The organism is Faecousia intestinalis (assembly GCF_040096185.1).
In the GTDB taxonomy this organism is placed as follows: Bacteria; Bacillota; Clostridia; order Oscillospirales; family Oscillospiraceae; genus JAZOXB01.
Genome location: NZ_JBBMFF010000270.1, coordinates 24,060 through 37,566, shown reverse-complemented (window position 1 = coordinate 37,566; position 13,507 = coordinate 24,060). Strand labels below are relative to the sequence as shown.

The following is a 13,507-nucleotide window of genomic DNA, read 5'->3' as shown; positions in this document are numbered from 1 at the left end:
GGCAAGCCTTATTTTGCTTTCATCAGCTTGCGGTTCGCAAAGATCGCCGTGCTGATCATAGTAGAAACCATGAGAAATACAAATGCAGTAACAGCAGAAACCGCCATTGCCTCCGGTCGGAGCGTAAGAGCGCTCGAAAGCAGATTCCGTGTAACAACATCAAATAGCGCAATTGCAGCACATGTGCCAAACAAGACTGCAAGGGTTTCCAAAGGAATAAGTGCCATGATGATTTCCCGGAATACTGCCTTGGATGACCTGCCCAAGAGGCGAACACCACGGATCGTCAAGTTCATTCTGCGGAAATTCAGAAACAAAAACAGTGCGGAAGTAAGCAGGAATACTCCGATGCCGACCATCATCAGGCGCATGGCATTGGTTTCAAGTGCATCCAGTGATTCCTGCATAGAAGAAAAGTCCTGATCGAAATAGAGAAATTGTCCAGCGAGGTTCTGCTGCTCCATGTACTTTTCAAATTCTTTTGCAGAGCCATTTTTCAGGACAAAAGTGTTCAGTAAGGAATTTGCCCGTGTTTCATAATTCTGCGCATTAGGAACAGATGCTTTGGGAACCAAAATCGTGTCCGCATTAAGCTGATATGCGCCAAATGCGAATCGAGCGCCAGTATAAATGCCAATAACGGTATAATTTTTGCATACACCGATCGCATCATCGAGAGACATATAGTATCGTTGACGATAAGGGCCCGGATCTTCCGCCGCAAGCATAGAATTCGCCGTCGCACCGTTGTTGTATTCCCCAAATCCAGAATCATAGTAGTCAAGCTGAATCATATCTCCCAGCCGGAGGCCGTTTTGTTCAGCATAGGCTGCACTGATGACACACACATCATCACCGTTTGTGTACTCTTCGCCTGTAAAAAAGCGCCCGGATAACAAAGCCTCATCACCGGTATTAAAAGAATACATACTCTCTGCTCGATCGGTCAGTATCACGGCCGCAGACTCATAGTTAAGCTGACAAAGCGGTACAATATCTTCCCGCCAAGTCGAAGCTGCATCGCTGTTTAGATAATCTGTCACCGACCCTGTATATTCACAGACCCAAGGAAGTTGTCCTGCCGCAAGGAAATGGTAGTCCAGCCCATTATAACTACCAAGTTCAAGACTGCTGGGCTCACCATAGAAATTGCTGTTGATCTCAGGGAACGGAACAATGTAGCGATTCTCATTTTTTACCTGATCATACCCATCGGCGGACCGAACGACACGATGATCTTGGTATTGGCCGAACACAAGATAGGTTTTACCTTTTTCAAATGGTACTGCCCCATCCGATTCGCGTACATCGCTGTAGATATGTACCGAATCAGGTCTGGGGAACGTATTATATGCGTCTGACAAGCAGACGATTTCCTCAACGCTGAATGTTGCATCATACAGAAACATACCTTCCGTTGGCTGCTCCCGGATGCCGCTGCAGCGCAGTGCAAATACAGCAAGAGAATAACATTCTCCATCAAATGCAGTATTATATTCAGATGGGTCGATGCTGCTGGAAGAGAGGGATCTACTGCCCGCTATATGAGCAGAAAGCAGGCAGCGACGGTCAACCATGGTGATTTGGGGAGCCTCCTGCGCTGCGTTGTCTGCAAATACACGATTCTGCAATGCGGTGGCGATCTCCTCTGGTGACAGGTTGCTTAGATCAGGCTCTATCGGGATTGCAATCGTTGTGTAACCATTTGAAATCTCACTTTTCTGTGTTTTGGCGCTTTCCCACGCGGAATAACCGATGCAGGATAGCAGAACAGAGAAACTGAGCAGCAATACCAGCAATGTGGTAAAGAGCGGCCTTCTTGTTGCCTGCTTGAGGAAAATATTCATAGTTCTATCCCCCTTTTCGTAATATCAAATGTTGCCGCACCTGGGGTGGTGCGGCAACATTTTAAGATTGTTGCTTAATGGTCGGGTTGACTATACAAAGCTTACTAAGAGTTTAGATAGGCAACCACTGACAGCCATTTTTGTGATTCTTACCTGCACCGGGACATGCGATCCACTTCGTATACCGATATGCACCGCAATTGGGGCAGTTGTAAACGTGCGTCTGAGTAGTGCCATCACAACTTGCACGACTCAAAGCTTCACCATGATAAGGATAGCTGACGGTAGATGTTTGCGTGACTTTCGCGCATTTAGTACATACTCTTGTCACCACAACGGTTTTTTTGCATTGCGAGTCGTTGTACTTAGCCCATGATGTAGACGTAGTAGCAGCTCCCCAAGTGTGACTGCATGCCTGGGGCACCACAGTGTCGGGCTGTGCCGCAAAAGTGGGGATGGCAAGGCACATAACCAGTGCAATGGCCATAACAAGAGAAATAACCTTTTTCATGCGTAGCTCCTGCTATTTAGTATTTGGTGTATTTGCTGATTTCTTTCTGCCCCAACTGCAATCAACATACAGTTAATGTGTTTGTCCTTTCACAAGACGATCGGCAATGGCACCACATGTCGATCGTGGGCATTGGACTATAGCAAACGCTGGCCCTGCGTTTGTCAACGAGAAATGACTATGCCTCGAGCCAAATAGTTCGGATAGTCTATTTTGCCTGCTATACACTATCGAGTCGGCCGTTTAGTACATCTTACTTTTTGAATTATGAGAATTCAAGAGAAGATGCACGAAACGACAATTTATGGGCCCTTTTGGTCATGCTTTTTTTGTGTATTTGCAAATAACCGCTTGATCAATACAGGCATTTGCAAACAAGCTGGTAAAACTATCCCAAATCCGATAGGAAAGGCAACATAGTCCTGTTTGATAGCCAGAAAAATAATGTACACAATTAGCATTGCTATTACAATAACTCTGGCCCACCTCCCGAATACCCGAATTTCCTTCTCTGATAAGCGTCTGGCTTCAGAATCGATAGGACTAAACACGCAAATAATAACTACTGATAGAAAAACTGCAACAGATAGTCCCGTTGATGAGGTAGTGCTATTGATCACAGTTAATCCCCATACGGCAAATCCCAAAAGGATAGTTGACGTGGCAAAGCAAATACCGGGGTTGGAGAGATGATATCCGCCGCTAAACTTGCGAATCAGCATAAACGGAAGAATTAATAGAGTGCTTTCGAGTAGCGCGTTGAAAATAATCCCCCATACAGTAACTATGATAAAAGGAAGCAGCCCCCATATAAAACTGTAAGCTGCATAGCGAAACAGCGGTACTTCGGAGGCTTCAACACAGCCTTCCCTTCTAAGCCAACTTACGACGCGCTCAGAAAGCCGATTGATCATTTGAGTTTGCTGAATTTGCGCAGCTCATCGGGCGCTTGAGGCTGGTGAATCATAAAACAGGAGTTAGTATTTGCACAGACAAATAGGACTGCGCACAGGACAGCAGAGAGAAGAGATGCTGTTTTTCCCAGCAGCATGTTGTTTCGAGTAGTTCTTTTCATATAAAACCCTCCAGAAATTTTTTTGCAGATTACCTGCAAATGTATTGTAGTGTAAATTTGAATAAAATGAAAGACATTATACACGAAACGACAGAATTCACTCAAAAACGTATATACGCTCAATAAATAGGCACAGGATATATAACTAAAACAGAAAAATTCTTTGCTGCATAAATCAAATTTGCATTTTATTTATACAACTACATCCAATACAGAATAATTCTGGAATAGATTGTTGAGTTTAAGCGATGCTATTGGTAGGATTTATGAGGGCAGGTGATTCTAGTGGAATTGAACTACGTTGAGATAGGGAACCGAATTGCTCAACGGCGTATACACGCTGGCATCAAGCAAACAAATCTGGCTGAAACAGTGGGAATATCTAATAATTACTTATCAAGCATTGAGCGTGGGAAAGAACGACCCAGCCTCGAAATATTGGTCAGCATATGTAACGCTCTGCATGTAACACCTGATTACCTTTTGATGGGAAATATGCACTCAAACAATATTCCACAAAATATAACCGATGGATTGAGACTATGTTCTGAGAATGACCTCGACCTTATATTGGCGATCGTTCAAATCATGGTTAGAAGATCGTCTGACCGATGGAATAGTGACAATTACTTTTAGATATGCTATAATACCCCTACTCTTAAAAAGGTAGGGGTATTATTGTGCGTATTATTTTTTGTGATGATGACCCCATGGTCATCGAGCAGCTCCTGTCATATGTGTCAGAGTTTTTTGCACAGCTGGGAGGAAAGAAAGTGGAATTCGCCTATTACTCCAGCGGAGATGCTCTGTTAAATGCTAAAGCTCGTGCGGATATCGCATTTTTAGATGTTGAAATGCCCGGCGTTAGCGGGATCCATGTTGGTGCAAAGCTGAAAGAATTGAATCCAAATATAAAAATATTCATCGTGACCTCTTATCCGGATTATTTGGACGAAGCCATGAGATTTCAGGTGTTTCGGTATTTGTCAAAACCGATTGATAAAAATCGGCTGTTTCGCAATCTGAAAGATGCAGTTTACCAGTACAATATGGAAAGCCGCGAGTTCCCCATTGTAACGAATGAAGGAGTATTTGTTCGTCGTGCGGAAGAGATCATTTGCGTTGAAGCGACACAGAGAAAAGTTTTAGTTCATACGATAGATGGAGTTCTGCAAAGTACACAGAATATGGAGTATTGGCGGCAAACTTTGACCTTGCCATGCTTTTATATGACGCACCGGAGCTATATCGTCAATCTGCACTTTGTCAATTCTATTCACAAAGATACGATCCTGCTGAAATATCGGGGCAGGGAGATGACCGCTTACTTAACAAGGAGAAGGTATACTGCATTCAAGGACACCTATTTGTGGTATATGGAAAGCGTGAAATGATGGCGGAATATATTTGCTATGGCGTGTTATATATTGCGGAAGCGACCATTGCATGGTTGTATTTTGATGCTCTGTTTTGTAGAAAATCGTCCGGCTTGAAAATCGGTATCACTTTTGCGGTTGCCTATCTTCTCTTGTTTGGCATTACATGGTTTAACAGCGTCGTTTTGAATGGCGCAGCATTTTTCCTCGCTAATTTACTGCTGCTATGGATGAATTACGAATGCAAACTGAGATCTGCCATATTGCATTCTGCTTTTCTGACCTCGATCATGGCTATTACAGAAATTATCGCAGCATGGATCATCAGCTTGTTTGGGTTCCGTTTTGGTGCCTATGCAGATAGTTTGGCCATCATGATCGTCATGGCTGTGATCAGCAAAATGCTTTATTTTTCGATAACAGTCATTGCTGCAAAACTCTGGGCTCCGAACCGACAGGCTCAGGAAGAGCCTGCGTTTATGGGATTGCTTTGCATATTACCGATCTTTTCTGTCATTGTCTCAGCAGTAGTGGTATATATCGGGGTACGCGCAGAGATGGCAAAGCCGGTAGAACTTCTCATGATAATCATTGTGTTGACCTTGCTGATCGTCAATCTGATTTTTATGGTCATATACAACCATTTGCAGCGAATGCACGCTGAACAGCTGGCTATGAATTTGAGTATTCAAAAAGAAGAAGCAGATGCTGCATATTATCAGGATCTGCAAAAGCAGTCCGAAAACCAGCGCATTCTCATACACGACATCAAAAGACATCTAAATACTATTCACGGCTTGGCAAACGATTTCAACGCTCCGGGGATATCCGAGTATATTACAAAACTCGTGGATGATGTACTGCCTGATCAGCAGGTAAAACTATGTTCTGACCCCATACTTAATTTCATGCTGCAGCAATTTCGGGATAAATGTAAAAGCCCCCAAATAACCTTTCAATGTGATATCCGGGATAATTGTCTTTCGTTTATGGATGCCCCAAGTATTACGACCTTTTACGGTAACCTGCTGACGAATGCGTTCGAGGCGGCGAGCTTCTCTGCAGAACGGACGATAGAGCTATCCGTAAAGAAAAATGAGGACCAACAGGTTGTGATCGTTTCAGTTGTCAATTCCTGCGACACACCACCTGTGCCGGATCATGAGGGCTTGTTTCGAACGAAAAAGCGCAATCCCGGAATTCATGGTGTGGGGCTGAAGAGCATTGGACGTATAGTAGCCCGATATCACGGCGTTGCAACGATGCGTTTTGACCCCGAAAGTAAGAAATTCTATCATATCGTTCAATTTCCCATGCAAGAAGAACGGAAAAATCGTAGCTGAACACATCTAATGATTTTTCCGCCCATTCGGTATGTAACATGCAAAAGGAGCAAATGGCATCTTTGGTCTATGCCATTTGCTCCTTTTTATAGGCCTAATTAAAAGGCTGGTATTCCATACCCAAGGATCTCATAATACCCTACGGGATATTGGTTCTGTCGGCAGCTATCGCCGGAATTGCCCTCGATGGTGTAGACAATGCCGTTTTCGCATTTCTCCACGATGCCGACATGATCGGACTGCCCATCTTGCGGGCCGGAGCTGCCTTTGTTGTCCCAATCAAAGAAAATGATCTGACCGGCAGATGGTTCAAAGCTGCCGTCCTGCCATTGTCCACGGTCTTTGAACCACTGGACACCGTTGACGCAGCCCGCAAACTTCGGGATAACGCCGCCGTCGATATAGCCGCACTCATTGGCACACCACGAAACAAAGCAGGCGCACCATTCTACACGGCTTTCAAATCCATACCACGACCAATAGGGCTGACCGCCCACATTGCCGATCTGCGACAAGGCCACCGTGACGATGGAATCATCCCCGAAATAAATACCATAGAGGACAGCAGACCACATACTGCGGTTTTCCTCGGCAAGCAGTTCAGAAAGCTGCTGTCGCTGGTCAGCGTTGAAATTGAAAAGGTCTGCCATTTCCTCGGCGGTCTTGTGGCTGACCGTGATATAGAGATAGGTGCGTGTGACCGTCGTGGCAGTTTCCACGATGTTCCCGTGACCGTCGTCGGTTTCAGTAATGACTTTCTCGGTCTTGCTCTCGGTGCGGGAAGATATTTCGTTCATCTGCCAGAAAATATCGTTGAGAATGGCTTTCTTGGCATCGTCCACCGTGGCAACCTCCTGCGGATCGTCGGGATCGGTGGTGGTTTTTACCGCATACACCGCCAGCACCTCCGGCCATACCGCACGGGAGCCGGACATTTCCAGCTCGTCATAGGTGATGTTTGCCCTTGTGGTGTCGATCTGTGATTGATAGTCGGCATTGATCTCCTGCACGGCCTGTCGCATGGTCTGTCCCGTGCCGCTGTCCTCGCCGGAGAAAAAGATGCCGAAGCAAGAGCCGATGATTAGCCCGATCAGACAGATGACGATAATCACGACAACGGCGATCCAACCGCCCGCAGCGATGGCGGCAATCAGCGCTTTTGTTCCGGCAATGATGGCTTTGACGGCAGCAGCGGTAGCCTTGACCGCCGCCTTGATGCCTGCCGCAGTCGCTTTTGCTGCTGCACGGGCGGTTTGCGCCGCAGTTTTAGCGGCTTTTGCCGTGGCCCGTGCGGTTTTCTGTGCCGTCTTTGCCGCAGCCTGCGTCGTTTTTATGGTCGTCCGGGCGGTCTGCTCGGCGGTCTTGATGGTTTTCTGCGTGGTCTTGGCTGCTGCCTTGCCTGTGGATTTTGCCGTCTGCTTGATGGTCTTGCCGCTGCGGTCTACCGTTTTGATCGTTTTTTGCGTGGTATCGGCAGAGCGGCGCACTCGCCGCATGGCGTCCTTCGTCTGCTTTTTCGGCAGGTCTGCCTTTCTCCGCTGAAAATAGTCCTTTGCCTTGGAGATATTCTCCTTGGTGGTTTTTACGCCCTTGCGGCCGGCCTTATCCAGCCCGTGGGCGGCTTCGTGCGCCGCCGTTTCCGTCCCGGTCAAAGTGCGGTCGGCGGCATATTCTTCGGGAGAGGATTCCGCCGCAAAAACACCGTGCTCCGCCTTGTCCTTGGTGCGGACATAGGCATCCTTCATCCGCTCGGCGGCTACCGCCGATTTGCCAATCACCTTTACCGTTCCATTGACCGCATCTCTTGTTTTGATGTCAGGCATCGCTGCCCACCTCCGCAGAGGGTGCGGCGATCCGCTTGGCAACAACGACCATGCGCCCGTTTTTGCGGCTGTATTCGCAGGTGGAGAGCGTGATCAGCTTGTCGCCGTATTCCGCCATTATGCCGGTGTCGTAGAGGGAAAGCGCCTTGCATTGAGCGATATAGGCTCCAAAGTCCTCCGCCGAGTCCGCACGGGTGAAGTGGTAATACTTGAAGTCCTGCTCGGAATAGGCAACGGTCTTGAACACCGCCACGATCTCATATTCACCAAAGCCGGACAGCGTGTCAAAATGGATTGTCTTGTGCTCCTGATAGAAGCCCTCGCTTTCGTATTTGCAGAGATCGGCAAACATCGTCCCGTTGTTCATGTGATGGCCGTAGATCACGCAGTTGTCGGAGAGTGCAAGGTCGCAGTTTTCCTGCACATAGGGCACACCGTAATCGCTGTACTGCTTGTCAAAGCCTCGTTTCAGATAGAAATTCGGCTTGTCCACGGTCTGCATCACGGGATAGTCGATGCTCGTGCCGGGGATGGAGAGCCAGCCCACAAAATCGCTGTTTTGCTCCTGCACCGCCCGATACTTTTCAAATGCCGTCAGTTCCGGCAGCGGCTCGGTTTCCTGCGGTGTATCGGCGGGTGCCGATTCGGTTTCCACCAGTGCGGCGACCTGTTCAAAGGCTTCGGTGCTCTGTTTTTCGTCTGCATACTGCCGACAGAGCATGATGCCGGAGAAAAGGAAAAGGGCGGCACATACGGCCGCCCCGATCATCAGATATTTGCTTTTCATATATGGCCTCCTTTAAGATGCGTTTCCGCTGCCGAACACACCCTCGCCGGGGCGTGTCGTCATCAAGCGGTAAAGCTCGGTATCTTTGGGGAAACGGTTGATAAACGGCACCAGCGCCGAGCCGTACTTGATCAGCCCACAGCCCGCATCGGCGTTGGTGACATAGCTCATCTGTTCGTCAGAGATGTTCAGGAGTTTTGAGAGCTTGGCACGGTCGGAAAACGCCTGATTGAGCATGACCACAAACTCGGAGTTGGAGAGCATCGTGCTTGCCTGCACGGAATCCAGCAGGTATTCTACATTCTGCGTGATGGCAGTGGGATAGCCGTTGCGCTTACGGAACTGCCGCCATGCGGAATTGAAGAAAATGCCGCTCTGCTCATTTTCAAAAACGACATGAAATTCGTCGATGAAGATGTGGGTGCGCTTGCCCTTCTTCCAGTTGAGAGTGACACGGTTGAGGATGGTGTCGGTGATCACCAGCAGTCCCGTCGGCTTCAACTGCTCGCCAAGGCCGTGAATATCGAATACGACGATGCGCTTGTCGAGATCGACGGTGCTTTCGTGGCCGAAAATATCCAGTGAGCCGGTGGTGAACAGCTCCAGCGACAAGGCGATTTCTTTTGCCTTTTCTTCGGGCTGTTCCAACAGCTTGTTTCGCAGGTCACAGAGCGTAGCGGGCTTACCCGTCCGCTCGGCGTCCTGATACACCAGCGCCGTGCAGCGGTCGATGATGGATTTTTGCTGCGGGCCGACACCGGCCTTATCGATCTGCTCCACAAGGGACATGATGAACTGCGATTTCTCCACGATGGGGTTGTTCTCGCCGTAGCCGTCCACCATATACATGGCGTTCAAACGGTCTTTGCCGCCAGCCGCCATATGAATGACGGTCGCCGTTTCCTTACCCAGCGCCGCCGCCAGCGCACCAAATTCGTTTTCCGGATCGCAGATCAACACATCATCGGCGGTATTGAGAATGAGAAAAGCGATCAGCTCCTTGGCGCTGAACGATTTGCCCGAACCGGGCACGCCCAGCAGAAACGCCGACTGGTTCAGAAGATTTGCTTTGTTGCACATGATGAGGTTGTGGGAGATGGCGTTCTCTCCGAAATAAATGCCGCCCTTGTCCTGTACCTCCTGCACCTTAAAGGGCATAAACACCGCAAGGCTCTCAGTGGTGAGGGTACGGAACGCATTGATCCTCCGTGCGCCGATGGGAAGAACGGTGTTCAGCCCGTCGAACTGCTGGAATTTCAGAACGGCAAGCTGGCACATATGCTTTCGTGCCACGGCAAGCACCGTTTCGGTATCGCTGTCGAGCTGCTTTTTGTCGTCGGCGGTAATGACCATCGTAATAACGGCAAGCATCATCCGCTGATCTCTCGTGGTCAGGTCGTCCAGAAACTCCTTGCTTTCCTTGCGCTGGAGCTCCATATCATAGGGCACGACAGCGGAGAAATTGTTGTTGGCGTTCTGCCTGCGCTGCCAGTTGGTGATATTGGTTTCGATGCCGAGCAGACGGTTTTCCACCTCCCGCACGGCCTCGTCGGTGGGGATCGGCACAACATCGATCGACAGCATCATATTTCGGTTGAAATCGGTCAGTTCCGTGACCATGCTGTCTTTGATATACGAAGCGTAGTCCTTCAAAAACAAGACACGGCAGTATTTCTCGCCCAGCTTCAGGCAGTCACTGCTTTTCTCCATTGAGTCAGGACAGATATAGTCCTTGAAATTGTGTCCCTTGTGCATCATATCCTGCGGGTCAAAGTGAAAGGCCGCTTCTTCACCCTGACGGTAGAAATCGTGGAGCACCCGCAGCTTTTCGGCGGCATCCAGTTCGGTACACTTGGAGCCGAGGGCGGCGAAATGGGCAATCAGGTCTGCGCCCACACGGGAAAAGTAGGTGCGGGCTTCTTCGATGTCTTTCTTGCAGACCGACACCGTGATATACTTCTCCTGAATGATGCCGTTGGCGCCGGTGGTCTTGTCAAGCAGCATTTGATTGTATTCCCTGCGGTACACATCGCAGGCATCGCCCCGCATGGGCATCAAGATCGACTGCTCAAAATCTGCCCGGTTCAGCCTGCGGTTGTTGATGGTGATCTTCGTTGTCGCCCCGGAATCCAGACTGTTCAGCAGCTCCGAATAGGCAAGGAACATCTGCTCCTTGTCCTCACGGCTTGCCACAAGGTAATTGATGTCGGTAAACTGATAGGTCTTGGAAAAGCGGCCGCCCACCTGAAAAATGCCGTCCTTCCAGATGCGGCGGACGGGGATCACATCCTGCACCTTGCGGGGCACGGTGTACCGCTCCTTGTCCTGTTTCAGCAGGTTTTTCAGCGTCTTGATCATGATTTTCCTCCCTCCAATTTGTCTTTGAGCGCTTCATAGTAGAGGTTCGATGCCTCAAAGCGAAGCTCTTTCGGCTCTAACAGCTCCGAGCGCAGCCACGCCCAGAGAAATTGCTCGGCGGTCATGCCGTGATAAGTGATAAAGCCCAGCGCCGCAAAGGGTGCGGCACCGAGAATGCACATCCAACTGACGGTTTCCGTCCCGAAATGGGGTTTCAGCAAAAAGTACAGCCCCACGGCGACGAGGATCGCCAAGACAGAAAAAACGAACTGCCGCATGGACAGCCCGAAAAACATGGATTCCGTATAGTTGCGAATCTCCCGATTGATTTTTACTTCCAAATTTCTTCCTCCTTTACAGTCCCATCATTTCACGCACAACACGGTCGGCCATTTTGACTGCGCCGACGAGCACCAGCATATTGAAAACCAACTCGCCCACATACGACCACACCTGTGTCACCGCCGCCGCATCGGGATCGACGACGGGCGGGCTGGATGCAAACAGGGAGAAGATGATGCACGCCAGAACGATAATTGCCCCCTCCAAGCAGACGGCGGCATAACTCTTGATGAAACTCTTGCCGATGTTCTGCGACGGCTCGCCCGCAAAGGCAGAAAGCGGGACCGGTGCAATGGCCGTATAGAGATATAGTTTGAAAAATCTGCCGTACACGGTCATGATCATGATAAACGACAAGACCGTGATGAACAGCCCGCCGATCAAGGTCACTGCCCACAATGGGATGCTTTCAAAAAAGCCGCAGTCCTCCACGGCGGTTACGATCTCGGCGGGCAGCACGGTTTCCTGCGCTGTGCCGAAGCCTGCGGCGTTCATGATGGTAGAGATCAGCCCCTGCACGATATTGAACAGGGCAATCATCAGCTCCAAGCCGTATGTGACGGCGGCTTTGGCAAGGACGAAGCGGATGAACACTTTCAGGGCGTGTTCCGGCCGCTTCAGTTCCGCAAAGCTGCCGCAGGTTTTCATCACGCCCACCACAAAGAACAAAACGAGCAGCGCAAGCCCGATAGCCTGCACCGCACCGTGGATGCCGACGATCACATTCCAGATCGTGCCGCCCTTGAATTGCTCTGGCGACTGCGTAATGAGCTGCCAGATCTCTGCCAGCTTTTCGTTCCAAGTTTCGAGTGCGTTTTCGAGATTCTGTACGACCCAGTTATCCGACATTCGGCTCACCTCCCGTCAGCGCAACATCACAGGCGACCTCGTTGCCCCAAGCATCCCATCCGTCCGCTTTCTGACGGGCGAACAGTTCAATGCGTGGCAGATCGCCCATCAGCTCAACAATGCGCCGTCTTGCTTCTTCCGGCTTCTTGCTGTGTTCTTCGATGTGGGAGAGGATGACTTGATGCACCCCGGCAGAGCGGCGTTTCGGGTGTCCTTTGGTGGCAAGCATACAGAACTCCGCATTGGCTCTCGTCCAGTGTCCCATACCCCAAAACAGGCTGTCGGACTTGCGGTTCTGCTTGATCCACACGAAAGCCACCGTCTTATACGAAAAGCCCCATGCGCGCATGACTGAAAAGCAGTCGTGCAGCAGCGGGATCGTTGTCCATAGAAACAATACGCAATCATCGGCGGCAAGCGTGCCGACCGCCAGCGCCCGTATATCTTCCAGCTCCATTGTCGGGTAGTGGGATTCGGCGGAGCGCCCAAGCCCCTTTTTAGAATAGACCTCGTAGCGCCAAGGCGGATCTGCGTAAATAATGCTGTATTTCTTCACAGCTTCCTCCTTTCCGGCAAATAGGGGCAGGCCGAAGTGACCTGCCCCGTGTGCCGTATCATTTATCTGCTGTCCCGGTCGGGCGTGCTGCGGATCACGCCGTACACATCGTCTACAAAGTAGCGCCCGGCAAAGGGATTGAATATGGCGTGGCATTTCACGCCGTTGTATTCGGCAAGGTAGTCGTTGTCCCCAAGGCGTTTGAGGATCGTCGCCTCACCGAGCACATGGGTTTCTCCCTGTTTCAGAGAGTGGATATAGCACTCACACTTTTCCATCTTCAGCCTCCTTTCAGCCCGTGATCAGGTTCAGGATCTCTTTGGCAAAAGTGATGACAATGCCGCCCGCAAGCGTGAGAAAGCCGTTGCTGCGCTGGCTGGGATCGTGGGACTGGAACGAAAGTCCCACCTGCACGATGCCCCAGCCGAGCAGGATCAGTCCGACCGCACGGATCAGACCGAAAATGAAATCGCTCAGGTTGTTCACGGCGGCGATCGGGTCATTGGCAGCGAAGGCCGTGACGGAGCAGCCGAGCACAAGGGCAACCGACAGTACGGCGGCGCAGTAGAAACGGAAGCCCTTTCTGACCTTGCCGGGCACAGGCAGCTTGTTTGCGGTCTTTTTGGTGTTCTTCATAGGT

14 protein-coding genes are annotated in these 13,507 nt (G+C 50.0%); 3 read left to right on the top strand and 11 right to left on the bottom strand.

Annotated elements, in window-relative coordinates; translation table 11 throughout:
- Positions 1-8: 8 nt before the first annotated feature.
- The 3 genes from WMO66_RS13710 to WMO66_RS13700 form a co-directional block, all read right to left on the bottom strand.
- Positions 9-1,847 carry an ABC transporter permease gene (locus tag WMO66_RS13710; protein ID WP_349136969.1) on the bottom strand — a complete coding sequence of 613 codons (1,839 nt, stop codon included), beginning with the start codon at positions 1,845-1,847 and terminating at the stop codon, positions 9-11.
- Between the two features lie 813 nt (positions 1,848-2,660).
- Complete coding sequence (locus WMO66_RS13705) at positions 2,661-3,272, bottom strand: accessory gene regulator ArgB-like protein (RefSeq protein ID WP_349136968.1); 612 nt, start codon at positions 3,270-3,272, stop codon at positions 2,661-2,663.
- Entirely contained in the window at positions 3,269-3,433 is a 165-nt protein-coding gene (locus WMO66_RS13700; protein ID WP_349136967.1) for a cyclic lactone autoinducer peptide, read from the bottom strand. Before WMO66_RS13700 ends, WMO66_RS13705 begins: the two co-directional genes overlap by 4 nt.
- A 276-nt stretch (positions 3,434-3,709) precedes the next feature.
- On the opposite strand from WMO66_RS13700, the gene WMO66_RS14505 reads away from it, so the two are divergent.
- The 3 genes from WMO66_RS14505 to WMO66_RS13690 are packed head-to-tail and all read left to right on the top strand — an operon-like array spanning position 3,710 to position 6,152.
- Positions 3,710-4,069 (top strand): helix-turn-helix domain-containing protein, encoded by a 360-nt coding sequence (locus tag WMO66_RS14505; protein WP_353963941.1) that lies wholly within the window; start codon positions 3,710-3,712, stop codon positions 4,067-4,069.
- Positions 4,070-4,113: 44 nt separating this feature from the next.
- On the top strand, positions 4,114-4,827 hold the full coding sequence (locus tag WMO66_RS13695) for a LytR/AlgR family response regulator transcription factor (RefSeq protein WP_349136966.1): 714 nt from the start codon (positions 4,114-4,116) through the stop codon (positions 4,825-4,827).
- The gene (locus WMO66_RS13690; RefSeq protein ID WP_349136965.1) at positions 4,824-6,152 is read left to right on the top strand and encodes a sensor histidine kinase; all 1,329 of its coding nucleotides are present in this window, start codon (positions 4,824-4,826) and stop codon (positions 6,150-6,152) included. The genes WMO66_RS13695 and WMO66_RS13690 overlap by 4 nt, the downstream gene beginning before the upstream one ends.
- A 98-nt stretch (positions 6,153-6,250) precedes the next feature.
- Here the strand turns inward: WMO66_RS13690 and WMO66_RS13685 are convergent, their stop codons facing one another.
- From WMO66_RS13685 to WMO66_RS13650, 8 genes are all read right to left on the bottom strand, one after another.
- The gene (locus WMO66_RS13685; protein ID WP_349136964.1) at positions 6,251-7,975 is read right to left on the bottom strand and encodes a CHAP domain-containing protein; all 1,725 of its coding nucleotides are present in this window, start codon (positions 7,973-7,975) and stop codon (positions 6,251-6,253) included.
- On the bottom strand, positions 7,968-8,762 hold the full coding sequence (locus WMO66_RS13680) for a class B sortase (RefSeq protein ID WP_349136963.1): 795 nt from the start codon (positions 8,760-8,762) through the stop codon (positions 7,968-7,970). The genes WMO66_RS13685 and WMO66_RS13680 overlap by 8 nt, the downstream gene beginning before the upstream one ends.
- A 12-nt stretch (positions 8,763-8,774) precedes the next feature.
- Positions 8,775-11,120, bottom strand: coding sequence for a VirB4-like conjugal transfer ATPase, CD1110 family (locus WMO66_RS13675; RefSeq protein ID WP_349136962.1), 2,346 nt, complete (start codon positions 11,118-11,120; stop codon positions 8,775-8,777).
- Positions 11,117-11,461 (bottom strand): PrgI family protein, encoded by a 345-nt coding sequence (locus tag WMO66_RS13670; protein ID WP_349136961.1) that lies wholly within the window; start codon positions 11,459-11,461, stop codon positions 11,117-11,119. Before WMO66_RS13670 ends, WMO66_RS13675 begins: the two co-directional genes overlap by 4 nt.
- A gap of 13 nt (positions 11,462-11,474) precedes the next feature.
- Positions 11,475-12,311 carry a VirB6/TrbL-like conjugal transfer protein, CD1112 family gene (locus WMO66_RS13665; RefSeq protein WP_349136960.1) on the bottom strand — a complete coding sequence of 279 codons (837 nt, stop codon included), beginning with the start codon at positions 12,309-12,311 and terminating at the stop codon, positions 11,475-11,477.
- A complete protein-coding gene (locus WMO66_RS13660) occupies positions 12,301-12,867 on the bottom strand; it encodes an MT-A70 family methyltransferase (RefSeq protein ID WP_349136959.1) in 567 nt (188 codons plus the stop codon). Before WMO66_RS13660 ends, WMO66_RS13665 begins: the two co-directional genes overlap by 11 nt.
- A gap of 62 nt (positions 12,868-12,929) precedes the next feature.
- Positions 12,930-13,145: a hypothetical protein gene (locus WMO66_RS13655; protein WP_349136958.1), complete on the bottom strand. Its 216-nt coding sequence runs from the start codon at positions 13,143-13,145 to the stop codon at positions 12,930-12,932.
- Positions 13,146-13,158: 13 nt separating this feature from the next.
- On the bottom strand, positions 13,159-13,503 hold the full coding sequence (locus WMO66_RS13650) for a glutamyl-tRNA amidotransferase (RefSeq protein WP_349136957.1): 345 nt from the start codon (positions 13,501-13,503) through the stop codon (positions 13,159-13,161).
- Positions 13,504-13,507: the final 4 nt, after the last annotated feature.

What these genes read in the sequence shown, in the direction of transcription:
- WMO66_RS13710 (WP_349136969.1), bottom strand. Translation starts at nt 1,847, where the DNA reads ATGAATATTTTCCTCAAGCAGGCAACAAGAAGGCCGCTCTTTACCACA.
- WMO66_RS13705 (WP_349136968.1), bottom strand. Translation starts at nt 3,272, where the DNA reads ATGATCAATCGGCTTTCTGAGCGCGTCGTAAGTTGGCTTAGAAGGGAA.
- WMO66_RS13700 (WP_349136967.1), bottom strand. Translation starts at nt 3,433, where the DNA reads ATGAAAAGAACTACTCGAAACAACATGCTGCTGGGAAAAACAGCATCT.
- WMO66_RS13690 (WP_349136965.1), top strand. Translation starts at nt 4,824, where the DNA reads ATGATGGCGGAATATATTTGCTATGGCGTGTTATATATTGCGGAAGCG.
- WMO66_RS13685 (WP_349136964.1), bottom strand. Translation starts at nt 7,975, where the DNA reads ATGCCTGACATCAAAACAAGAGATGCGGTCAATGGAACGGTAAAGGTG.
- WMO66_RS13680 (WP_349136963.1), bottom strand. Translation starts at nt 8,762, where the DNA reads ATGAAAAGCAAATATCTGATGATCGGGGCGGCCGTATGTGCCGCCCTT.
- WMO66_RS13675 (WP_349136962.1), bottom strand. Translation starts at nt 11,120, where the DNA reads ATGATCAAGACGCTGAAAAACCTGCTGAAACAGGACAAGGAGCGGTAC.
- WMO66_RS13665 (WP_349136960.1), bottom strand. Translation starts at nt 12,311, where the DNA reads ATGTCGGATAACTGGGTCGTACAGAATCTCGAAAACGCACTCGAAACT.
- WMO66_RS13655 (WP_349136958.1), bottom strand. Translation starts at nt 13,145, where the DNA reads ATGGAAAAGTGTGAGTGCTATATCCACTCTCTGAAACAGGGAGAAACC.
- WMO66_RS13650 (WP_349136957.1), bottom strand. Translation starts at nt 13,503, where the DNA reads ATGAAGAACACCAAAAAGACCGCAAACAAGCTGCCTGTGCCCGGCAAG.